Here is a 22,824-nt window from a genome sequence, read left to right as displayed (position 1 = left end):
GGGGAGTAAACATGACTGATATCTATGAAACAATTAACGATTTATACGATAGAAGAAGAGAAGTTGAAAATGGGGGCGGAGATGAACGAATTGCTAAACAGCATGAGAAAGGAAAGTTAACGGCAAGAGAGAGAATTGAACTTTTAGTCGATCCCGGAACTTTTGTTGAGTTAAATCCTTTTATTGAACATCGGAGTGTAGATTTTGGTCTTGATCAGGTCAAGGGGCCAGGTGACGGGGTTGTCACGGGATATGGAAAAGTGAATGGACGGCCCATTTATTTGTTTTCTCAAGATTTCACTGTCTTTGGCGGTGCATTAGGGGAGATGCACGCGAAGAAAATTGCAAATGTAATGGATCTTGCCGCAAAGAATGGAGCACCGTTTATAGGGTTAAATGATTCAGGCGGAGCCAGGATACAAGAAGGTGTCGTTTCACTGGATGGATATGGTCATATTTTTTATCGTAATGCCATTTATTCAGGTGTGATTCCACAGATATCAGTCATTATGGGACCTTGTGCAGGTGGAGCTGTTTATTCACCAGCAATTACGGATTTTGTATTCATGGTTGAGAAAACAAGCCAAATGTTTATTACAGGACCAAAGGTTATTGAAACGGTTACGGGAGAAAAAATTAGTTCTGAGGATTTAGGTGGTGCAGGAGTACATAATAGTATCAGTGGCAATGCTCATTTTCAAGGTGAAACAGAAGAGAAGGTTCTTGCTCAAGTCCGAGAATTATTAAGTTATTTGCCTCAGAATAATGAAGAGAAACCTCCGAGGCTTGAAGCGGATTTAGAGGAGGACTACCGCCCTGATTTAACAGATGTTATTCCATTTGATGGTTTAAGACCGTATGATGTCAGGAAAGTTATCGATCAAGTTGTCGATCAAAACAGTTTTATGGAAGTTCAAAAGGACTTTGCTAAGAATATTGTGATCGGACTAGCACGGATTAAGGGTGAAGTCGTTGGATTAATCTGCAATCAGCCGAAGGTTCTTGCTGGAGGATTGGATATTAACTCCTCGGATAAAGCCGCACGATTTATTCGTTTCTGTGATTCATTCAATATTCCGTTGATTACGTTTGAAGATGTTTCTGGTTTCTTCCCTGGCGTTAAACAAGAGCATGGGGGAATCATCCGCCATGGTGCAAAAATTCTTTATGCTTATTCTGAAGCAACGGTACCGAAAATGACAGTGATTCTTCGTAAGGCATATGGAGGCGCTTATGTAGCCCTTAACAGTAAGTCTATTGGTGCTGATATGGTATTTGCTTGGCCAAATGCTGAAATCGCTGTAATGGGCCCTCAAGGAGCAGCAAATATCATCTTTGCCCGTGAAATTCAAAATAGTGAAAACCCTGAAGAAACGCGTGCACAGAAAATAGAAGAATATCGCGAAAAATTTGCGAATCCTTATGTAGCAGCCAAACAAGGGATGGTTGATGATGTCATTGATCCACGCGAAACGAGGATTAAACTCATCCAGTCACTTGACATGCTTCGTAATAAAAAAGATAGCCGGCCATATAAAAAACATGGCAATATCCCTCTATAAGACTGCAAGATTTGCTGGTTTTCAACATTAGACGTATACTTAATTGGAGATAATTATTGGAGGTTAGACGAGTATGATTAATCAAGAACGCTTAGTAAGTGAATTTTTTGAATTAGTACAAATCGATTCTGAAACAAAACATGAAGCTGACATTGCTAAAGTCTTAAAAGAAAAGTTTTCTTCCCTTGGGGTAGACGTTTTTGAAGACGATACAACAAGTCAGACTGGACATGGAGCAGGAAATCTTGTCTGCACATTAAAAGGTAATAAAGAAGGCGTAGATACTATCTATTTCACGTCACACATGGATACGGTTGTACCAGGAAAAGGCATTAAGCCTTCGATTAAAGACGGCTATATCGTTTCTGATGGAACAACGATTTTGGGTGCTGATGATAAAGCTGGTTTAGCTGTTATGCTTGAAACCTTGCGTGTTATAAAAGAAGATAATATCACCCATGGGACGATTGAATTTATTATAACGGTTGGTGAAGAATCAGGACTTGTGGGTGCTAAAGTTCTAGATCGTTCCCTTGTTACGGCTAAATTCGGCTATGCTCTTGATAGTGATGGAAAAGTGGGCGAAATTGTTGTGGCGGCTCCAACACAAGCAAAAGTAGGCGCACGTATTTACGGTAAAACGGCTCATGCAGGTGTAGCACCAGAAAAAGGAGTTTCTGCTATCACCATTGCTTCTAAAGCCATTTCAAAAATGCCGCTTGGTCGTATTGATGAAGAAACAACTGCAAATATTGGTCGCTTTGAGGGCGGACAACAGACGAATATTGTTTGTGATTATGTAGAGATTTTAGCTGAAGCACGTTCACTTGTTCCAGAAAAAATGGAACAGCAAGTTCAAAAAATGAAGGATGCCTTCGAATCAGCTGCAGCAGAGCTTGGCGGCAAAGCAGAAGTCGAAGTAAAAGTTATGTATCCTGGTTTTAAATATGGAGCAGATGACCATGTTGTTGAGGTAGCTAAAAAAGCGGCAGCTAAAATTGGCCGTCCTGGAACACTTCAGAAGAGCGGCGGCGGCAGCGATGCTAACGTTATTGCAGGCTTCGGTATTCCAACGGTTAACCTTGCTGTAGGTTATGAAGAGATTCATACAACCAATGAAAAAATTCCTGTTGAAGAACTAAGCAAGCTTGCTGAAATGGTTCTTGCCATTATTGCTGAAACTGCGGGCGAATAAAGGGAAAATTGGGATTTTGCTTTCATAGAAAATCCCCGTTTTTTTAAGATAGTGAGGTTGAATGGATGAGCAAGCTAACGAAAGTAGTAGTGTTCATGGTTGGAGGTGCAGAATATGCCCTGCCGATTGAGTGTGTACAATCAATTGAAAATCCTGGAGACATTACACCTGCACAAGCTCCTGATTACATAGCTGGAATGTGTGTAGTAAGAGGGGAAATCCTTCCCTTAGTTCATACACAAAGACTATTTGATTCCTTTAAAGGGAACAAGGATGGTCAGCTTAAATGGATCATTTTAAGTCTAGACCAGCAGCAAGTGGGGTTAATCGTTGATGAAGCCAAAGAAATCTTGGATATCTCAGGCATCGAGGTTAAACAATTGGGAATGCTCGGACTTGCTAACCGAAATTATTTTCTTGGTGTAGCGAATGTGAATGCCCGTTTAATTACGATTATGGATCCCCAAAAGTTATTTATGCTGAATGGAGTAGAAAATCTAAACACGCACAGTCATCCTTAACAGGAGGGCTGTTTTTTTAAAGGCAACAGCTAGACTAAGGATGTGACAATAATGAATCAGATGTATCCGAAAAATGGCAGAGTCATTCTACATGTTGATATGAATAGCTTTTATGCATCTGTTGAAATGGCCCATAACCCCATGTTAAAGGGAAAACCGCTGGCAGTAGCAGGCAATGTAGAGGAACGACGGGGAATTATTGTGACTTGCAGCTATGAGGCACGAAAATTCGGCGTTAAAACAACGATGCCGCTTTGGGAAGCTAAAAAGCTTTGTCCTAGTCTAGTTGTGATGAAACCTAATTTCGAACGGTATCGAACGGCTTCATCTGCAATTTTTGACCTCTTACGATCGATTACTGAACAGGTTGAGCCGGTATCGATTGATGAAGGGTACCTTGATATAAGTGATTGTGCGGAAATGGGGACACCAATTGAGATTGCCGAAACAATCCAAAACCGCATCCTTCAAACCATGGATCTGCCTTGCAGTATTGGAATTGCACCTAATAAATTTCTAGCTAAAACGGCTTCTGATATGAAAAAACCGCTTGGGATAACGATTTTAAGGAAAAGGGATGTACCTAAAATTCTGTGGCCATATGAAGTGGGCGAGATGCATGGAATCGGGAATAAGACAGCGGAAAAGTTAAACGCTGTGGGGATTCGGACGATCGGTGATCTGGCACATGCCCCTGATGGTCTCATGAAGCAGCTGCTTGGCATAAATGGGACAAGATTGAAAAATAGGGCAATGGGTATTGATGATCGCTTGGTGGACCCAGAATCTATTTATGAACATAAGAGTATTGGTAATTCGACTACGCTTCCAAAGGATACAAATAGTCAAAAGGAGCTGACAGCTGTTCTGGGAAGACTCTCATTAAAAGTTGCCCAGCGGTTGAAGAATAAAAGTTTGGTCGGTCACAAGATCGGTGTTACGATTCGTTATAAGGATCGCCGAACGGTTACACGGAGCAGATTGGTCGCCAATGCTTTTTCAGAGAGTGAAGAAATTCATGCACTAGCGATCGAGTTATTCACCAAACATTGGAATGGTGAAGACGTCCGGCTCCTTGGTGTCACAGCTTTCGAGGTAATCGAAAAGGAATCAGCTTATAAACAGCTGGATTTATTTTCATATGAAAAGGAAGCTGTTAAGGAACCGTTGTATAATGTAATGCAGCAGCTGCAGAGCAAATATGGCAAGGGAATAATAAAAAAAGGACTTCCTCCCGTTCGTAAAACCGGTCAGGCAGATACAAGCTTCAGTAAAGATTTTCTTGATTAAATAAGAAATTAGTTCCAATATACAAGGGTTTTTCGTTTGTTTTTCTCGCGTAACGTGTAAAATAGAGGGGGAAAGTACTCTTCTAGATAAATCAAGCCAAGAATGGAGTAGATGACGTTGACTAAACAGCAAATAGGTGTAATTGGACTCGCAGTAATGGGTAAAAATTTAGCCTTTAATATTGAAAGCAGAGGATATTCTATTTCCGTTTATAATCGTTCGAAAGAAAAAACGGAAGATATGATGAAAGAAGCAGAAGGAAAAAATGTTTATCCTGCTTACACAATGGAAGACTTTGTTGCTTCCCTTGAAAAACCACGTAAGATTTTACTTATGGTTAAGGCGGGTGGACCGACTGATGCGACCATCGAACAGTTAAAACCGCTTCTAGATAAAGGCGATATTGTGATCGATGGAGGGAATACCTTCTTCAGAGATACTCAGCGCCGTAATGATGAGTTAAGCAAGCTTGGTATCCATTTCATTGGAACGGGTGTATCAGGCGGAGAAGAGGGTGCATTAACGGGTCCTTCTATCATGCCTGGCGGTCAACTAGAAGCATATGAACTTGTTGCACCGATTTTAAAAGCCATTTCTGCCAAAGTTGACGGAGATGCGTGCTGTACATATATCGGACCCGATGGTGCGGGCCATTATGTAAAAATGGTACATAACGGAATTGAATATGGAGATATGCAGTTGATCTCTGAGGTCTATTTCCTTTTGAAACATGTAGTCGGTCTTTCAGCCGAGGAATTGCATGAAGTATTTGCAGAGTGGAATAAAGGAGAATTAGACAGCTATCTAATAGAAATTACGGCAGATATCTTCAAGAAGTACGATGAAGAAACTGGTAAGCCGATGGTAGATGTCATTCTTGATAAAGCAGGACAAAAAGGCACTGGTAAATGGACAAGTCAGAGCGCGCTTGACCTTGGTGTACCGCTTCCGATTATTACAGAATCAGTATTTGCCCGCTATATTTCTAGTCTTAAAGACGAACGTACAGCAGCAAGCAAGCTGTTAAGCGGTCCAACTATTTCTGCGTTTGACGGAGACAAAGCCGTCTATATCGAAAGTGTTCGGAAGGCTCTTTACATGAGTAAGATTTGTTCATATGCTCAAGGATTTGCCCAAATGAAAGCAGCTTCAGAGGAGTACAATTGGAATTTAAGTTATGGTGAAATCGCCATGATCTTCCGGGGTGGATGTATTATCCGCGCACAATTCTTACAAAAGATTAAAGATGCTTTCGATCGTGATGCGAATCTTAATAACCTGCTTCTTGATCCGTACTTCCAGAATATTGTGGAAGGCTACCAAGGGGCGCTTAGAGAAGTCGTTTCTTCAGCTGTACTTAACGGAATTCCTGTTCCAGGATTATCTGCTGCCTTATCTTACTTTGACAGCTACCGGACAGAAACGCTGCCCGCAAACCTGATTCAGGCCCAACGTGATTACTTTGGTGCTCATACGTACCAACGTGTTGATAAAGAAGGAACATTCCATACAGAATGGATGGAAAAATAATTTATAAACGTCACCAATCGGTGGCGTTTTTTTGTTGACCAGAATGTAATATAAAAACGATAAGATGAGGAGGAGCCATGGGAATATTCGATGTTTTTACGACTAAATGCGGGATATGTAAGAGGAAAATTAAACCATTACGTACCTATACAAATGATCAAGGAAAAGTGATGAAAGTCTGTCTGCCATGTTCGGAATATGCTGAGCGAAGAGCTTATCGATTATTGTAGAGGAGCCAAGGGCTCCCCTAGTTTTTCACTTATTAATGGCGGTGCTCGACTAAGTCAATTACACCGAGTACGACATGTGCCAGGCCGAAGCCAAAGATGGTATTTGCGATCATCTTATTTGAACCCCGCGTTTGTTTCATTGCATAACCAGCCGCGGTAACAGCTGTTCCAAGTGCAGCAGGAATTGCGCCTTCACGAATATCCATCGTTAGTTCCCTCCCAGTTGGTATTTGTACTTGATGTGATGCGTATTCATGCATCCCTGTTAGTTTGACCTTTGCACAGTGAAATAACCCTAGCTGCATTTTCTAATTAAGGAAGGCGGTACCAAACCAGAATCGAACGAAGATGATAAAAGAGCCAATTCAAGCAAAAAAACAGTAGGGAAGAATCAGTTGTAGTTCGGGAAGCTTTTCTGAGAAGCGGGGTCTTCCAGAAAGAGTATCTAAAAAGGTGTAGGGACGAATGTTTTGCAAAAAGGGCCGAATGATCTCCAGTTTGGGACGAATAAATTACTGAATGGGCCGAATGTTTCCCAGTTTGGGCCGAATGACTATGTTCAAGGGAATCTAAAGCCCATCCGGGTGCTTAAGAAAGAGGGAATTCTAAGAAAACCTGCTTGATGAGACAGAAAAAGAGAAAGATACTCATTTTTAAGAGCCCAGAGAAGGTATTTATCTATAGAGGCGTTTTCTGAGAAGCGGGGTTTTCCAGAAAGAGTATTTAAAAAGGTGTAGGGCCGAATGTATTGCCGAATGGGCCGAATGATCTCGAGTTTGGGCCGAATAAATTGCTGAAAGGGCCTAATGTTTCCCACTTTGGGCCGAATGATCAAAGTTCAAATGAATCTAAAGCCCATCCGGGTGCTTGTGAAAGAGGGAATTCTAAGAAAACCTGCTTAATGAGACAGAAAAAGAGAAAGATACTCATTTTTAAGAGCCCAGAAAAGGAATTTGTCTATAGAGACGTTTTCTGTGGATCGGGGGTCTTCCAGAAAGAGTATCTAAAAAGGGTAGGGCCGAATGTATTGCCGCATGGGGCGAAGATCTCGAGTTTGGGCAGAATAAATTGCTGAATGGGCCTAATGTTTCCCACTTTGGGCCGAATGACTAAAGTTCAAGAGTATCACAAGCTCATCGGGGTGCTTCAGAAAGAGTGGATATGACCTGCTTAGACTAGTCAGGCTGAATGAAGATGGAAAAAGAGCTCAGCCAATTCAAGCAAAAAACAGTAGGGGAGAATCAGCTGGGGTTGGGGCAGAATGATGGCGCGAATGGGGAGAATAAATCGGAGTAAGATTGAGCAGGGTTTAAGCGACAGTTCCTACGGGTAGAAGAGTATCATCATTTTTCTTCATGGCAAATTGTTTAGTGCATATACTTTTCTTGAGAGTCGGTAATAAAAGGAGAGGTTGATTCATGCAGGTTGTATGGCTGGCAGCTGTTTTCTTCCTACTAATGATTTTAATTGAAACGAGTATTTCCTTTTGGTTGAATTTTGGATCAGTAAAGAACGTAACGGAGGAGAAGAAAGTAAGAAGTAAAGAAAAACATGGTTTTTTTAAGGGGAAACTTCAAAAAAGGGATGTCTCCTAAAATAAAAAGCAGACACCCGCGGGTGTCTGCTTTTGAGTATTAACAATCTTTAGGTTCAAATTTATCAATATGCCACCAGAAGTTTCCGTCTTCTTCTAGAAGTTGATCAGCACTTTTTGGACCGGTGCTGCCGGCTGGATAATTCGGGAAGCTTGTTTCTTTTGTGTTTTCCCATACTTCAGAAATCGTATCGACAAATTTCCAAGATAGGGCTACTTCATCCCAATGAGTGAAGTTAGTTGCATCGCCGCGCATACTGTCAAACAGAAGCTTTTCATATGCTTCTGGAGTGTTGATGCGGTCGACTTTACTGCTGGAGTATGCCAATTGAACAGGCTGTGTTTCAATGTTTTTACCGGATTTTTTCGCGTTAAGGTGAAGTGTGATTCCTTCCTCTGGCTGAATGTGAATGACAAGCAGATTCGGGTTTAACGTTTCATTAGGCTTGTAATACAAATTCATAGGAATATCTTTAAATTGAACAACAATTCTTGTTGATTTAGCTTCCATTCTTTTTCCTGTACGGATGTAAAAAGGAACGCCAGCCCAACGGAAATTGTCAATCATCAGCTTACCAGCTACAAATGTTTCCGTGTTTGAATGAGGATCTACCATATGTTCATTACGATAGGCAGGTAATGTTTCTCCATCCACGACACCTTCGTCGTACTGTCCACGGACAAAGTATTGGCCAACCTCATCTTCTTTGAGCGGGCGAAGCGAACGAAGAGCACGTACTTTTTCACTCCGGATCTCTTCAGTTTCTAAGCGGATTGGCGGTTCCATTGCAAGAAGCGCAACCATTTGCATTAAATGGTTTTGCACCATATCACGCAGTGCACCGCTGGTTTCGTAGTAACGGCCCCGTTCTTCCACGCCAAGAACCTCACTAGATGTGACTTGGATGTTAGAAATGTAACGGCTGTTCCAAAGCGGTTCAAATAAAGCATTGGAGAAGCGAATAACTTCTATATTTTGGACCATTTCTTTACCAAGATAATGGTCGATTCGATAAATTTCATCTTCTGAAAAGGCAGTCCGGATTTTAGCGTTTAATATTTGAGCCGATTCGAAGCTTGTGCCAAATGGTTTTTCGATAACCAGACGTTTATAACCCTTTGTTTCGGTCAAGTTTTGGGCTTTTAATTGCTCAGCAATTGTTCCGAAAAATTCAGGAGCCATCGCTAGGTAAAAAATACGATTACCTGATAATTTATACTGCTCATCTAGACTTTCTGCCATTTCCCGAAGTTTTATGTAGGATGCTTCATTGGTTACATCATGAGAATGATAATAGAAATGGGAAGCAAACTCATCGATGTTTTCTGTAGCTCCTGCGAATGTTGTTACTGAATCTTTCACATTTGCTTGGAACTCTTCTTCGGTTAATGGTCTTCTTGCTACACCAACGACAGCAAAGTTACCCATTTTCTCTTTTTGGAACAACCGATAGATGGAAGGAAATAATTTCCGCTTCGCTAAATCACCAGTAGCACCGAAGATGACGATTAATGCAGTCGGTTTATTCGCTGTTGTCACAATAAAAAACCTCTCTTTTCTATAAAATACATGTGTACTATCAACTACATCATTTTAATGATTGTTTTGCTTTAACGCAATCAATTGGACCTAGACTTCTTAATTTTATAGAGGCTGGCCTTTATTTTTCCCTTAATGCTGCTAATTTATGTTCCTGGTGGTTTATGATATATTTAACGGTAAGAATAATTGTTTAATCGGAGGGTGTATTGTGGATTTTGTTTTTTTAGGAACAGGTGCAGGAATACCGGCTAAAGCAAGAAATGTATCTGCCATTGCCCTAGAACTGCTTGAAGAACGGGGTGCTGTTTGGTTATTTGATTGTGGAGAGGCTACTCAACATCAGATATTAAGGACTCCAGTGAAACCGAGACGAATTGAAAAGATTTTCATTACTCATTTGCACGGCGATCATATCTTCGGTCTGCCAGGACTTTTAAGCAGCCGTTCGTTTCAAGGCGGGACAGAGGAATTAATCATATATGGACCAACAGGCATTGAAGAATTTGTGTTAACAAGCCTAAGGGTTAGTGGAACCCGAGTTTTGTATCCTTTGCAATTTGTAGAGGTTACAGAAGGGGTTGTGTTTGAAGATGAAACGTTTATCGTGACTGCTATGCCGCTTGATCATGGTATATTTTGTCTTGGATATCGAATCGTCGAAAAGGACCGTCCAGGTGTGCTGCTTGTTGATAAATTACGATCAGAAGGAATAAAGCCCGGCCCGTTATTCAAGCGCTTGAAAAATGGCGAGGATGTACAGCTTGAGGATGGGAGAATTCTGAGTGGGAAGAATTATCTGGGAGAACCGCAAAAGGGAAGAGTGATTACCATTTTAGGTGACACGAGACCATGTGAGGCAGTAGATATCTTAGCTGAAAATGCGGATTACCTCGTACATGAAGCGACTTTTTCTGAAAAAGATGTGAAGATTGCACATGATTATTATCATTCCACTACTGTCCAGGCAGCTGAAACTGCTAGTCGCGCTGGAGTGAAACAGTTAATCTTGACGCATATTAGTTCACGCTATCTAGCAGACGATATCATCCAGCTGCAAAATGAAGCCGCTGCTGTTTTTCCTGAAACAATGATTGCTGAAGACCTATTGTCAGTGAAAATCCCCTTAAATTAAAGGGAAAGAACTAGAGCTGAATAGTTAAAAAGGCTATACTATAATCATAGATCGAAATGCTATTAAAAGGAGCTATTAATATGAGCAAGGATACACTACATACTAAGGCGATTGATTTTTTATTGAAGACGAGCAGGACATTCTTTATCCCAATCAGTCACCTTCCAGGTGAACTGCAAGATACAGTGGGGGCTGCTTACCTTTGTATGAGAGCTATAGATGAGATTGAAGATCATCCGGAACTTCCTTCTGAGCTGAAAATCAAGCTATTGACTGAATTAAGCAAGCTGCTCCAGGAAGACGTTTCAAAAGAATCCATTGAGGCGTTATTTGAGCCGTACCACTCGTTACTTCCAGAAGTGACTCTCCTGCTGCATGACTGGATTAGTCTCTGTCCTGATTCGATTTCCGAAAAGGTTCTTGAATCAACAGCGATTATGGCAGGTGGGATGGCTAAATGGACGGAGAAAAACTGGGAAATTACTAGTGTTGAGGATCTTGATGAGTACACCTATTATGTGGCAGGACTTGTAGGTGTGATGCTTACAGATATCTGGAAATGGTATGACGAAACCGAAGCGGATAAAGAGCTGGCTATAGCATTTGGACGCGGGCTGCAGGCAGTTAATATTCTTCGCAACAAAGGGGAAGATTCTGAACGCGGGGTTAACTTTTATCCGCAAGGCTGGGGATTTGAGGAAATGCTTGCTTATACCCAGAAGAATTTAGGCTTAGCTGATACCTATTTAACAGAAATTAAGTCTCAGGTGGTTCGAAATTTCTGTAATATTCCGTTAGCCCTTGCCCATGGAACGTTAAAGGCTTTACTTGAAGGACGGGAAAAAATTAACCGGACTGAGGTAAATGAAATCGTGGATAACGCTATTAATAAGTAATAAGGAAATAATAAAATCCGGCTCTCTTAAATGAGAGTCGTTTTTTTGTTTTAATAGTTAGAATATTTTAAAAAAACAAAAAATAGATTGTAAATGTTTGTCCAATATGACTATAATTTTATACATAATAAAAAGGATGTAGGGGGATAAAAGATGAAAAAGAACTGGTTGAAAACAGGTGCATCACTCATATTGGCCGGTGTTTTTCTTTCGGGGTGCACTGACACAGCTGAAAAAGATGATTCGTCGGGGGAAAAACAAGAAAAGGTGACAATCGGCGTCACTCAGATTGTCCAGCATGCTTCACTGGATGAAGCTTTTAAAGGATTTAAAAAAGCGTTAGAGGATCAAAAGATAGATGCAGAGTTCGATGAACAGAACGCGCAAGGTGATCCAAATAACAGCCAGACAATCGCGACAAATTTTGTGAATGATAAAGTAGATTTAATTTTTGCAAATTCGACTCCTAGTGCGTTAAGTGCATTAAATGCGACGAAGGATATTCCGATTGTGTTTACTTCTGTAACAGATCCTGTTGTAACCAAATTGGTTCAATCAATGGAAGCTCCCGGTGGTAACGTGACAGGAACAACAGACTATCATCCAGAAGCGATTCCTAAATCTATTGCCTTCCTTGCGGATGAACTTAGTGCAAAGAAAATCGGGACCATTTACAACGCGGGTGAACAAAATTCCGTTGTTCAGGTCGATGCCTTAAAGGAAGAAGCTAAAAAGGCGGGGGTTGAAATTGTCGAAGCCTCTGTATCTACTTCAGCAGAAGTTAAACAAGCAACAGAGTCACTGATTGGCAAAGTAGATGCCTTTTATATTATCACGGATAATACAGTTGTCTCTGCTCTTGAATCGGTAGTTATGGTTGCTAATGACAAAGACATTCCACTCTTCGTAGGTGAATTAGATTCTGTCGGACGCGGCGGGTTTGCAGCTTTCGGCTTCAGTTACTATGATATTGGCTATGAAGCTGGAGAAAAGGCAGCCGAAATTCTGAAGGATGGCAAGAAACCTTCAGAACTGGCTGTTCAATATCCACAAAAACTAAAATTGGTTATTAATGAAACAGCCGCAAAAGAAATGGGAATAGAAATCAAAGAAGAATGGAAATCAGAAGCAGAGCTTGTAAAATAAATGACTTCATAACGAGAGTACAAACCCTTCTAAATACTGTCTAGTATTCCTGAAAGGTTTGTGCTTTGTAAGAGAAAGGATGACTACGATGTTCCCTGCATTATTTAGTTCAGTTGAATCCGGAATGATCTATGCGATTATGGCTCTTGGCGTTTATTTGACGTTTCGTATACTCGACTTTCCGGACTTAACAGTGGATGGCAGCTTTGTTACTGGAGCATCATTATCCGCGATCATGATTATCAATGGATATTCACCGCTCATAGCTACAGCAGCAGCTTTGTTAGCAGGATTTGCCGCAGGTACGATTACAGGGCTGCTGCATACGAGAGGGAATATTAATCCTCTTTTATCAGGCATCCTGATGATGATTGCGCTTTACTCCATTAATTTACGGATTATGGGAAAATCCAATATTCCCCTGCTGTCTGAGGCTACCTTAATGACATCTATTCAAGAAATGTGGTCAAAAACGAAGGTAGACGAAGCGCTGAATAAGGGGCTGACCTTTATTGGATTGGGTGACAGCTTACCAAAAACATGGTCGATTTTGATCATTATGTTTCTTCTGGCTGTCCTCATTAAAATAATTATGTCGAATTTCTTAAAAACAGAGGTGGGCCTTGCACTTCGGGCGACTGGTGATAACGAAGCAATGGTAACGAGTTTTTCAGCCAATACAAAAAATATGAAGGTACTTGGGTTAGCAATCGGAAACGCACTGGTGGCGCTATCAGGAGCACTTGTCGCTCAATATAATGGTTTTAGTGATATAGGAATGGGAATTGGCATTATTGTGATTGGACTCGCTTCCGTTATTATTGGTGAAGCTCTGTTCGGTTCGAGTACGATTAGCCGGGCAACGCTAGCTGTTATAGGGGGAGCGGTCGTCTACCGTCTTGTAGTGACACTAGCTCTGCAGGTTAAGTTTCTTCAAACGGGTGATGTTAAACTAATTACAGCGATTATCGTTATCCTGGCTCTTATTGTGCCGCAGTTTCGTGCCCATCGGAAAGAAAAAGGACGTAAGAGAAAACGATTAAAAGAATTACAATTGATTCATTTAACTACCTCTGAAAGGGAGAGTGAAGCGGATGCTTCGATTAAACCAACTTTATAAGGTATTTAATGAAGGAACCCCGGATGAGAAACTGGCTTTGCAAAATCTTCAGCTTGAATTAAAAAAGGGAGAGTTTTTAACGGTCATCGGCAGCAATGGGGCCGGGAAATCGACATTGATGAATATGGTTGCCGGCAAGTTACTTCCTGATGCTGGTGAAGTAGAGATTGATGGGCAGAATGTGTCACAAGTACCCGAACATGTTCGGTCAAGAATGATTGGGCGGGTATTCCAAGATCCAATGGCGGGTACAGCCCCTAATATGACAATAGAAGAAAATCTAGCAATTGCTTTCGGAAGGAACAATACTCGTGGTTTTGGCTTTGGGGTGACGAAAAAGAGAAAAGGATTCTTCAAAGAAAGGCTCGAATCCCTGCACCTCGGACTTGAAGACCGAATGAACGCAAAGGTAGGGATGCTGTCAGGAGGGGAGCGGCAGGCATTATCCCTGTTAATGGCCACGTTTACTGAACCTAAGATTCTGCTGCTTGATGAACATACAGCAGCACTTGATCCCTCCAGAGCAGAGCTGATTACCCAGTTAACGAAGAAAATCGTTGGACAATACCAGCTTACGACTTTGATGGTCACTCATAATATGCAGCAGGCTCTCGATCTTGGAGATTCTTTAATTATGATGGACAAAGGGGAAATTATATTTGAAGCAGGCGGGGTCAATAAAAAACAGCTGACTGTCGATAAGCTTCTTCAGGAATTTCAACGCATTAAAGGTGAAAAGATGAATAATGACCGCGCTGTTCTCATTTAAAATCCCTCAGCATGAGGGATTTTTTTGTTCCTTCTTATTAAACCCAAACATTGATTGGAAGATTCGTCCTTTCTTATTTTTAGGCAAGTTTTCATTGAAAGTGGTTAGACTTTCACTTTTTCTGTTTTCAATTTCACTGTTTTCAAGCTTTTGAATCCGTTTTTCAAGCTTTTTAATTAAGTCTTGCAGCTCTTCCATATCACTTCGGTGCTGGAGAAGTTGATAAGATACAACACTGTCGGCCTTCTCATCAAGCTTTCTTTCTATTTCAGTGACGACAGCTTGAATTTCTTCAGAACGCTGTGCTGGAAGGGTACCCTTCCTCACTTTTTTTTCACGTTGTTCCTGGGAGGCACTGCTGTTATTCAATTCCTTCTTTATTTGCCGAAGGGCTTCAAGGTTAGCTTCTGAAAAGACATAATGTCCATGCTGATTTCGTTCAACTAGTATATTCCCCCCGGTTACCCATCGTTGGACCGTACTCTGCGAAATACCCAGCTCCTTTGCAACTGTGTTTGTATTCATCTTAGTCCCCTCCTTAGGAAGAAGGATTCTTCGTTTTCTTTTAATGTCCTTCTCAGCTGACAAAACTAGTTTCATTTCTACAAATTAAGTGGTTTTCCTCTGTAAATGGAAACTTATAGGATAAAAAGTAAAATAGGGATAATACTAAAGGGGTGAAATGCTAATCAAAAGTCAAGGAGGAATGAAATTTGTATTTTTATAAAGAAGACTTAATCAATATGATTGTTCCTGACAAACCTGATCCTGGAGCTGCTAAAGTACTCCAAGAAACATTGGGCGGTCAATTCGGTGAAATGCGAACGATGATGCAGTATTCTTTTCAAAGTGCGAACTTTCGTGGGAATAAAAAACAATATCGTGATTTAATCCGTGGGGTTTTCCTTGAAGAAATCAGCCATGTAGAGTTGGTTCAAACAACGATTAATCAGCTTTTAAATGAGTCTGGGGAGGATGCTGTTGGGAATGGAGGAACCAATGGAGCCCCTCTTGAAGTTGCAACGAAGAGTGCCAATCCACATCACTACATTATGGCTGCACAGAGTTCTCTGCCTGTTGATGCTGGAGGAAATCCGTGGAATGGATCGTGGGTGTACAGTCACGGAAACTTAGCGGCTGATTTACTCAATAATGTGGTTCTGGAATCAACTGGTGTCCTGCAGAAATCAAGAATTTATGAGATGAGCTCGAACAAAACCTTCCGTGAAACATTAGCTTTTTTAATGGTTCGAGATAATGCCCATCAAAATGCGTTCGCGAAAGCGCTGGAAACACTAGGCGTTGAATGGGGAAAACTATTTCCTATTCCCAATTATGATTTAAATAAATACCCTGAATGCCGTAAGTATGTGGATCTCGGGTATCATAATGCACAGTTTAATTTCCGATTAGATGATACGATGATAGGCCAGGTTTTCCAAGGGGTAACTCCTAGTAGAAATGGAGGGGACCTATCCGTAACCCCGCCGCCAAATGGATTTGCTGTTCCTGATATGCCAGAAATGCCAAATGAACATAGTCCGGGCTTAAGTGATCTGAATTCATAATAAAAAGCGGGTGTCCTTAAAAGGACACTCGCTTTTTTGAAAAAAACCCTGCAGACATCACGGGTCTTACCAGCCACGTTCATATTGCTTAGGAGGCGTGATTTCATAATTCAGTTCTTTTGCTGCAGTTCTAGGCCAATAAGGATCACGAAGTAATTCGCGGCCAAGCAAGATAAGATCTGCACGATCGTTTTGGATAATTTCATCTGCTTGGGCCGGAGAAAGTATTAAGCCAACGGCGCCAGTAGGAATGTCAGCACCATGCTTAATAGTATCGCTAAATGGAACTTGGTACCCAGGGAAAGCTTTAATCCGAGCGGGAGCTACGGCCCCGGAGCTGACATCAATCAAATCCACACCATCTTGTTTCATCCAACGGGTCATTTCAATATATTGTTCTGGGTCCATGCCGCCGTCTAAATAATCATTGGCAGAGATTCGTACGAATAAGGGTCCTTCCCAGACTTCTTTAACCGCTGTAATGGTTTCTTTGAGAAAACGGTAGCGGTTTTCAGCCGATCCACCATATTCGTCGGTACGTTTATTAGTAATCGGCGAAAGAAATTCATTCAGCAGGTATCCGTGTGCGCCATGAAGTTCGATGATATCGAATCCGGCCTGTTTAGCTCGAATGGCACCCTGACGAAAAGCTTCAACGGTTTCTTTTATGTCTTCAACGCTCATTTCTTTTGGTTGTTTATATGTTTCGTCAAAAGCAATTGGAGACGGTGCTAGAATCTCGCCGTCAACCACAGCTTTTCTGCCGGCATGAGCCAACTGAATGCCGGTCTTAGCGCCTTCCTCTTTCATCAGTGAGACAAGCTCATGTAACCCTGTAATGTGCTCATCATCCCAGATTCCAAGATCACGGTCTGAGATTCGTCCTTGCGGGGTTACGGCAGTTGCTTCGACAATCAATAACCCTGCTCCACCAACGGCTCTGCTTGTATAGTGTGTCTTATGAAAGTTTTGAACTTTCCCATCTTTCTCGTGACTCGAATACATGCACATAGGAGACATTACAATACGATTTTTTAAGGTTACGTCTTTCAGAGTATATGAAGTAAAAAGTTTTGTTGCCATACTTATCCATCCCCTTAACTGTTTAAGATGTTAGTAGTATAGCAACTAGACAGAAATTCAACCAAGAATCTGCTTATAACGATTCCTTTTTAAGGAGGGATTCTTCTATTTCCTCGCTGATTTGTCTGCCCATCCTTTTGGATTGCATGGCAGCCTCTTGGATACAATTCACAAACGCTTCTTGGACTTGGTGTGCTGCGAGGACCTTTAGCCCCGCTTCTGTTGTACCTCCCGGTGAAGTCACTTCTTTTCGAAGTTGATAAGCTGTTTTTGATGATTGATTCACCATTTCTGCAGCACCAATTAGAGTCTGGATAATCAGCTGCTTAGCGGTATCAGTATCAAGGCCAATCGCACCTGCTGATTTCTCCATTGCCTCCACTAAATAATAAATGTAGGCTGGACCGCTCCCGGAAAGACCGGTCACGGCATCTAATTGGGATTCATCTACAAGGGAGACTGTACCAATCGCATTAAATAAAGCAATCGCTTCAGCTAAGTTTTTTTCTTTCGTTTGTTTATTGGCAGCAATGGCTGTTGCAGATTTACCAACAGCTGCAGATGTATTCGGCATGGCTCGAATTATCGATACCTTTTTAGAGATTATTCCCTCAAGACTGGCTATATCAACTCCTGCGGCTACGGATATAACCATCATTTCTTCTGTTATGTATGGCCTTGCTGCGGACAAGACTGTAAGCACGTCCTTAGGCTTGACGGCAAGGACGACAATGTCAGCACCTGTTAAGAGCTTCTCAAGTGATTGACATCCAGTCACACCGTATTGTTCTTGAAGCTCATCAAGTCGAGTTGTATTTGTTCGATTACTCGTATAAATTGTGGATGGATCCACTCCGCCTCTTGAAATCATTCCTGAAAAAATTGCCTCAGCCATTGAGCCTGCTCCGATAAAAGCCGTTTTGCTCATGATTATTCACTTCCTTATACTTGTGTTTTTGTAATATAGAAAAAAGGCCTCTCATCCAAAAGAGGAAGAAAGACCTTCCACGGGACATCTTTGTTACCTTACGATACATAAAACGAATGTGGTTTTGGCAGCCGTATCTTTTTAGTTACTGTGATTATCGACGATAGTCAGCATCTCTGTCAATACCAATGAGTCTCTTTTTAAAAGGTAATCCTAGTAGTAAACTATGCGAAAATAATGACAATTCTTCTTGTCAGAGGTAAAATTAATGATGAATGCACGAAATAATTAAAGTAGTTTATATCGTTTGTTTGTACATAGAATTTAACCATAATGTTTAAGGAGATAGGCTATGACTAGTTGGCAAGGAAATATAGCGAAAATCACATTACCAACTTCTTTTGCAGTGGGTGATGTAAATGTTTATGTAATAAAAGGAGAGGCCTTGACTATGATTGATTCAGGAGTCAGAACGGATCAGTCAAGGGAAGCCCTTGAACAGGAGCTGAACACTCTCGGTTTACAATTAAGTGATATTGAACAGGTTGTGTTAACCCATCATCATCCTGACCATGCAGGAGGGTTAGAGTTTGTTAGTGATCAGTGCCAAATTTATGGTCATCCAACGAATCAACGCTGGCTGGATATGTCGGAAACCTTTGTCGGACAATTAACCCGATTTTTCACTCAACTAGCGGGAGAACTTGGCGTACCAGAGGAGTATTATTCTAAATTAATTGATTACCGCGGACCTGGCTCAGTGATTACTACAAGAGGGTTAAGTGCATGCGTTCGGGAAGGTGATGAGGTGCCAGGTCTGCCAGAATGGAGAGTCATTGAAACACTAGGACATGCGCAAAGTCATATTTCTCTTTTTCGTGAAAAGGATGGCGTATTAATTGGCGGAGATCATCTATTAGCCAAGATTTCACCCAATCCAATATTAGAACCTGCTCTTGAACCGGGGGCGGACCGTCCAAAGCCTCTGCTGCAATATAATGAAGCCTTGAAGAAACTGCTGAATATTCCAGTGTCCCTTGTTTACTCAGGGCATGGTGCTGAAATTACTCAGATTCCTGAAGTGATTCAATCACAGTTAAATCGTCAGCATGGCCGGGCTATGCAAGTAAAAGAAATGCTGACAAAATCACCTTTAACAGGACTTCAAGTTTGTATGCAGTTATTTCCAAAGGTCTATAAAAAGCAGTTTGGCCTGACTCTATCTGAAAGTGTTGCTCAATTGGATTATTTAGAAGACTTAGGTGAAATTAAACATGAGACTCATTCAGGCGTCATATATTATTCAGTTCGCTAATGAAATGATGAGGTGTATAAATGGGGAATTTACAAGATAAATGTGTAGTAATCACTGGGGCCTCCGGTGGAATTGGAATGGAAGTTGCTCGTCGTGCGGCAGCAAGAGGGGCCAAGGTAGTCTTGCTTGCTAGAAGTTTGGAAAAACTAGAACAGCTAAAGCAAGAACTGAGTATTCAATATAAACAGCAGGATTTTTATGCGTACAAACTTGATGTAGGTATCCCAAAAGATATTGAAGTGGTTTTTACAAAAATCCTTCAAGATGCAGGCAAAGTGGATGTACTCGTCAATAATGCAGGATTTGGCATGTTTAAACAGGCGGTTGATACGGAAATCCACGAAGCGGAAACGATGTTTAATGTAAATGTCATTGGTTTAATGGCCTGTACGAAAATGGTTCTTCCACCCATGCTGCAAAGAAATCAAGGACATATCATTAACATAGCGTCTCAAGCAGGAAAAATGGCGACGCCTAAATCTTCTTTGTATTCGGCAACAAAATTTGCTGTACTTGGCTATTCAAATGCACTGCGTATGGAAATGATGGAGACGAATATTCATGTTACGACCGTTAACCCAGGTCCTATTGAAACGAATTTCTTTGAGATTGCGGATGAGACGGGTTCGTATGTAAAAAATATAGCTAAATTTATGCTTAAGCCTGGGGATGTAGCAGAAAAAATTGTTGCGGCAATGCTTACTTCTAAACGTGAAATCAATCTACCAGGATATATGAATGCTGCCAGTAAATTTTATAATCTCTTTCCTAGAACGGCTGAGACGCTGGGAAAAGGCGCGTTTTTTAAAAAGTAACGGTAACTGTTTTGGTAAGAACTTAATGTTTTGTTTGTCCCTCTCTTTTGAAAAATGTGATATATTGGTAATAAGGTGATATCCAGGTTCAAAACAAGAGAGGGGGACGAAAGTGAAACGAGGAATACTTCTTTTGGTATCAATTTGCTTACTTCTACTTTCTGGCTGCCAGCCCTTTACATCTGAACAAAGTGCGGAAGCGATTGGTAAGGGCGAAGACGGGTTTATCACCAACATAGATCCAGAAGCAAATACGTTATTAATTAACAGCACCTATTACAAAATTACCGATCAAGCGCAAATAAAGGACTTGAATGGCGAAATTTTGGATTGGACTGACGTGCAAATTGGCATGAAGGTGAAGACATGGTATACCGGGGAATTGAATAAAGCATTTCCCAACAAGGGACAAGCAAAGCTTGTACTTGTGCTGACAGACGAATCGAGTCTGCGGGAAAGGGAAGCGGTTACCTCTGCCATCGACTATGTGAAAAAAAGTGAAAGTCAGCAGTTTATGGTATTGAAGCTGACTCATATTCCAGAAGAAGATATCTATGATATTGAATTGATGAAGCGTTCTAATCTTGATGAATCGTTCACGGTTATGGTTGACGGTGAGACAAAGGAAATACTAGATCAGCATTAAAAAACTTCCTCGTATAGGAAGTTTTTTTCTGTTCTTTAAAACTTTTCTCTCCTGCCGATGTCTAATGTGTATAGAGAGAAAAAGGGGGAAGTTTTATGAAAGACTTGGTTATGCGTGCAGTCGAAGGGGATGATGCAGCATTTACCGAACTGATGGATCGTCATAAAATCCAATTATATAAAATGGCTTATTCGTATTTACGAAATGAAGATGATGCGGTAGAAGCGCTTCAAGAAGTTACCTTTCGGGCCTATCGTGCATTGAAAAAAATAAAAAATCCAGATTTCTTTTCCACGTGGCTGATCCGAATTCTACTGAATTACTGTATGGACGTTCAAAAGAGCAAAAAACGGATGATCGTTGATATAGAAAAAATGGAACAGGCAGCTGTTTATCAGAATCATAAAAGTATTGAAATTGAGCAGGCGATGAAAGAGATGGAGACAAAGCAGCGCGAACTTCTTGAATTAAAGTATTTTCATGAGTTGAAAATTACGGAAATTGCTGAGCTTTGGCAGTGTCCAGAAGGAACGGTTAAAACCCGCCTGTATAAAGCATTGAAGATACTAAAAAGCAAGCTTGAAGCAAAGGGGGATGCATCAAATGTATGAAAAAGAAGAAGAGAGATTACGTACGATGAAAGAAGATTATGATGAACTGGACATCCCTGTCGAGCGCCTCGATGCTGCAATTCAAAGGGGAGTGATGAAAGCAAAGCAGCCTGCACATCCTAAGTGGAAGCCTTGGCTTATTTCTATCTCGATGGCAGCCATCCTCATTCTGTCACTTTTAACAGCTATTCGGGTTTCGCCTGCGGTTGCCAGTTACGTATCTATCCTGCCTGGAATGGATAAAATTATCGAACGAATCTCCACTGATAAAGGATTGATGGATGCGGTTAACCATAATTATATCCAAGAAATTGGGGTTACAGATGAATATGATGGACTTAAAATTACAGTTGATTCGATAATTGTTGATAAGCAGCAAATGAAGGTTTTTTATTCTTTTGAGGGTACACCAAGAAAAGAAGACCTCCAGATCATTCCCTCACTCCAAACAATGGACGGAAACGACCTTGAAGTATCTTCAGGATTTTCCACCATTAATTTAGAGGATGGTAAAGGTGATTCGGAAGTCACTTTTTATTTTGATGAACCTCAGCGCGAAAAAGAGTTAAAACTATTATTGACTCTGAAGCCTGAAAAACATGCCTTAATGTTTCCTTTAAAGCTCGATCCGGTTGCTTACGAAAAACAGAAGAAAAGCTATCCGGTTAATAAAACGATAGAAGTGGGTGGACAAAACATTACATTTAAGAACATAACCACCTATCCTCTCCGTACCGAGATTGAAGTTGAATTTGATCCTGATAATACGAAGAAGGTGTTTACTTTTGAAGATCTGAGGATTGTTAATGAACAGGGTGAAGTCTGGAGTGGAATTAAAAACGGAATAACCGCACATGGAGAGAATGATAAGAGGACTTTTTATCTTGAGAGCAATTACTTTCAAAATCCGGATCATTTATATCTTACTTTCAGTTCAATCCGCGCGCTAGACAAAGATCAGCTGCTGATTAAAATTGATCCAAAAACAGGGGTTCTGCTTCAGGGACCACCCGATCATGCGATGTATGATGTGAAGTTGACTAAGTCTGAGGTCATTTATAAAGTGAACATGGACAGTGAACTTCGCTACGAGCTTACTTCAAGAATTCGAAATGCTAAGGGTGAAGATATCTATGGCGGCTCGACAAGTACCTATTCTGAGGAAGGGGCAGATGTACATGAGGTGTCAATCAGATATGAACGTGAAAAGCTTGTGCCAGGGCCGATTATTTTAGAAATTTCTGATTACCCGATGGTTATTAAGAAAAATGTAAAATTAAAAATTAAATAAAAGAAAGGCTGCCGATGATTATCGGCAGCCTTTTGGTTG

At 41.0% G+C, this 22,824-nt stretch carries 23 protein-coding genes; 18 read left to right on the top strand and 5 right to left on the bottom strand.

Features of this window, described 5'->3' with window-relative positions; translation table 11 throughout:
* Window positions 1-11: 11 nt before the first annotated feature.
* The 6 genes from MHI18_RS05320 to MHI18_RS05295 all read left to right on the top strand — a co-directional run bounded on the left by MHI18_RS05320 (window position 12) and on the right by MHI18_RS05295 (window position 6,328).
* Entirely contained in the window at window positions 12-1,562 is a 1,551-nt protein-coding gene (locus tag MHI18_RS05320) for an acyl-CoA carboxylase subunit beta (protein ID WP_340846357.1), read from the top strand.
* 73 nt (window positions 1,563-1,635) lie between these two features.
* The gene (locus tag MHI18_RS05315) at window positions 1,636-2,757 is read left to right on the top strand and encodes a tripeptidase T (protein WP_340846356.1); all 1,122 of its coding nucleotides are present in this window, start codon (window positions 1,636-1,638) and stop codon (window positions 2,755-2,757) included.
* 65 nt (window positions 2,758-2,822) lie between these two features.
* Complete coding sequence (locus tag MHI18_RS05310) at window positions 2,823-3,278, top strand: chemotaxis protein CheW (RefSeq protein ID WP_340846355.1); 456 nt, start codon at window positions 2,823-2,825, stop codon at window positions 3,276-3,278.
* A 51-nt stretch (window positions 3,279-3,329) separates the two neighbouring features.
* Entirely contained in the window at window positions 3,330-4,568 is a 1,239-nt protein-coding gene (locus MHI18_RS05305) for a DNA polymerase IV (RefSeq protein ID WP_340846354.1), read from the top strand.
* A 117-nt stretch (window positions 4,569-4,685) separates the two neighbouring features.
* Window positions 4,686-6,098, top strand: coding sequence for an NADP-dependent phosphogluconate dehydrogenase (gene gndA / locus MHI18_RS05300; protein WP_340846353.1), 1,413 nt, complete (start codon window positions 4,686-4,688; stop codon window positions 6,096-6,098).
* A gap of 77 nt (window positions 6,099-6,175) precedes the next feature.
* Entirely contained in the window at window positions 6,176-6,328 is a 153-nt protein-coding gene (locus tag MHI18_RS05295) for a hypothetical protein (RefSeq protein WP_340846352.1), read from the top strand.
* A 32-nt stretch (window positions 6,329-6,360) separates the two neighbouring features.
* Here the strand turns inward: MHI18_RS05295 and MHI18_RS05290 are convergent, their stop codons facing one another.
* The gene (locus MHI18_RS05290) at window positions 6,361-6,534 is read right to left on the bottom strand and encodes an asparagine synthase (RefSeq protein ID WP_340847580.1); all 174 of its coding nucleotides are present in this window, start codon (window positions 6,532-6,534) and stop codon (window positions 6,361-6,363) included.
* 1,212 nt (window positions 6,535-7,746) lie between these two features.
* On the opposite strand from MHI18_RS05290, the gene MHI18_RS05285 reads away from it, so the two are divergent.
* Window positions 7,747-7,923: a hypothetical protein gene (locus MHI18_RS05285; RefSeq protein ID WP_340846351.1), complete on the top strand. Its 177-nt coding sequence runs from the start codon at window positions 7,747-7,749 to the stop codon at window positions 7,921-7,923.
* A gap of 39 nt (window positions 7,924-7,962) precedes the next feature.
* Here the strand turns inward: MHI18_RS05285 and zwf are convergent, their stop codons facing one another.
* On the bottom strand, window positions 7,963-9,462 hold the full coding sequence (gene zwf, locus MHI18_RS05280) for a glucose-6-phosphate dehydrogenase (protein ID WP_340846350.1): 1,500 nt from the start codon (window positions 9,460-9,462) through the stop codon (window positions 7,963-7,965).
* Window positions 9,463-9,673: 211 nt separating this feature from the next.
* On the opposite strand from zwf, the gene rnz reads away from it, so the two are divergent.
* From rnz to MHI18_RS05255, 5 genes are all read left to right on the top strand, one after another.
* Complete coding sequence (gene rnz, locus MHI18_RS05275; RefSeq protein ID WP_340846349.1) at window positions 9,674-10,597, top strand: ribonuclease Z; 924 nt, start codon at window positions 9,674-9,676, stop codon at window positions 10,595-10,597.
* 80 nt (window positions 10,598-10,677) lie between these two features.
* Window positions 10,678-11,493, top strand: a complete 816-nt coding sequence (locus tag MHI18_RS05270) for a phytoene/squalene synthase family protein (protein WP_340846348.1) — start codon at window positions 10,678-10,680, stop codon at window positions 11,491-11,493.
* Window positions 11,494-11,646: 153 nt separating this feature from the next.
* On the top strand, window positions 11,647-12,639 hold the full coding sequence (locus MHI18_RS05265) for an ABC transporter substrate-binding protein (RefSeq protein WP_340846347.1): 993 nt from the start codon (window positions 11,647-11,649) through the stop codon (window positions 12,637-12,639).
* 88 nt (window positions 12,640-12,727) lie between these two features.
* Window positions 12,728-13,759 carry an ABC transporter permease gene (locus tag MHI18_RS05260; protein ID WP_340847579.1) on the top strand — a complete coding sequence of 344 codons (1,032 nt, stop codon included), beginning with the start codon at window positions 12,728-12,730 and terminating at the stop codon, window positions 13,757-13,759.
* Window positions 13,734-14,528, top strand: a complete 795-nt coding sequence (locus MHI18_RS05255) for an ABC transporter ATP-binding protein (RefSeq protein ID WP_340846346.1) — start codon at window positions 13,734-13,736, stop codon at window positions 14,526-14,528. The genes MHI18_RS05260 and MHI18_RS05255 overlap by 26 nt, the downstream gene beginning before the upstream one ends.
* Window positions 14,529-14,534: 6 nt before the next feature.
* Here the strand turns inward: MHI18_RS05255 and MHI18_RS05250 are convergent, their stop codons facing one another.
* On the bottom strand, window positions 14,535-15,053 hold the full coding sequence (locus MHI18_RS05250; RefSeq protein ID WP_340846345.1) for a MerR family transcriptional regulator: 519 nt from the start codon (window positions 15,051-15,053) through the stop codon (window positions 14,535-14,537).
* A gap of 188 nt (window positions 15,054-15,241) precedes the next feature.
* Here MHI18_RS05250 and MHI18_RS05245 point away from each other — a divergent pair, with 188 nt between their 5' ends.
* Entirely contained in the window at window positions 15,242-16,096 is an 855-nt protein-coding gene (locus MHI18_RS05245; protein WP_340846344.1) for a manganese catalase family protein, read from the top strand.
* A gap of 66 nt (window positions 16,097-16,162) precedes the next feature.
* Here MHI18_RS05245 and namA read toward each other — a convergent pair whose 3' ends face one another.
* Together namA and proC are read right to left on the bottom strand one after the other, a co-directional pair.
* The gene (gene namA / locus MHI18_RS05240) at window positions 16,163-17,179 is read right to left on the bottom strand and encodes an NADPH dehydrogenase NamA (RefSeq protein ID WP_340846343.1); all 1,017 of its coding nucleotides are present in this window, start codon (window positions 17,177-17,179) and stop codon (window positions 16,163-16,165) included.
* A 73-nt stretch (window positions 17,180-17,252) separates the two neighbouring features.
* The gene (gene proC, locus MHI18_RS05235; RefSeq protein WP_340846342.1) at window positions 17,253-18,107 is read right to left on the bottom strand and encodes a pyrroline-5-carboxylate reductase; all 855 of its coding nucleotides are present in this window, start codon (window positions 18,105-18,107) and stop codon (window positions 17,253-17,255) included.
* Between the two features lie 352 nt (window positions 18,108-18,459).
* Here proC and MHI18_RS05230 point away from each other — a divergent pair, with 352 nt between their 5' ends.
* From MHI18_RS05230 to MHI18_RS05210, 5 genes are all read left to right on the top strand, one after another.
* The gene (locus MHI18_RS05230; protein WP_340846341.1) at window positions 18,460-19,422 is read left to right on the top strand and encodes an MBL fold metallo-hydrolase; all 963 of its coding nucleotides are present in this window, start codon (window positions 18,460-18,462) and stop codon (window positions 19,420-19,422) included.
* Between the two features lie 20 nt (window positions 19,423-19,442).
* Window positions 19,443-20,237, top strand: coding sequence for an SDR family NAD(P)-dependent oxidoreductase (locus MHI18_RS05225; RefSeq protein WP_340846340.1), 795 nt, complete (start codon window positions 19,443-19,445; stop codon window positions 20,235-20,237).
* A 112-nt stretch (window positions 20,238-20,349) separates the two neighbouring features.
* Window positions 20,350-20,883 carry a hypothetical protein gene (locus tag MHI18_RS05220; protein ID WP_340846339.1) on the top strand — a complete coding sequence of 178 codons (534 nt, stop codon included), beginning with the start codon at window positions 20,350-20,352 and terminating at the stop codon, window positions 20,881-20,883.
* A 95-nt stretch (window positions 20,884-20,978) separates the two neighbouring features.
* Window positions 20,979-21,494, top strand: coding sequence for a sigma-70 family RNA polymerase sigma factor (locus MHI18_RS05215; RefSeq protein WP_340846338.1), 516 nt, complete (start codon window positions 20,979-20,981; stop codon window positions 21,492-21,494).
* Window positions 21,487-22,785: a DUF4179 domain-containing protein gene (locus MHI18_RS05210; RefSeq protein WP_340846337.1), complete on the top strand. Its 1,299-nt coding sequence runs from the start codon at window positions 21,487-21,489 to the stop codon at window positions 22,783-22,785. The genes MHI18_RS05215 and MHI18_RS05210 overlap by 8 nt, the downstream gene beginning before the upstream one ends.
* The last annotated feature ends 39 nt before the right edge of the window (window positions 22,786-22,824 follow it).

Source organism: Peribacillus sp. FSL H8-0477 (genome assembly GCF_038002765.1).
GTDB lineage: Bacteria > Bacillota > Bacilli > Bacillales > DSM-1321 > Peribacillus.
The sequence above is the reverse complement of the archived record's forward strand: the minus strand, read 5'-3'. Positions and strand labels throughout refer to the sequence as shown.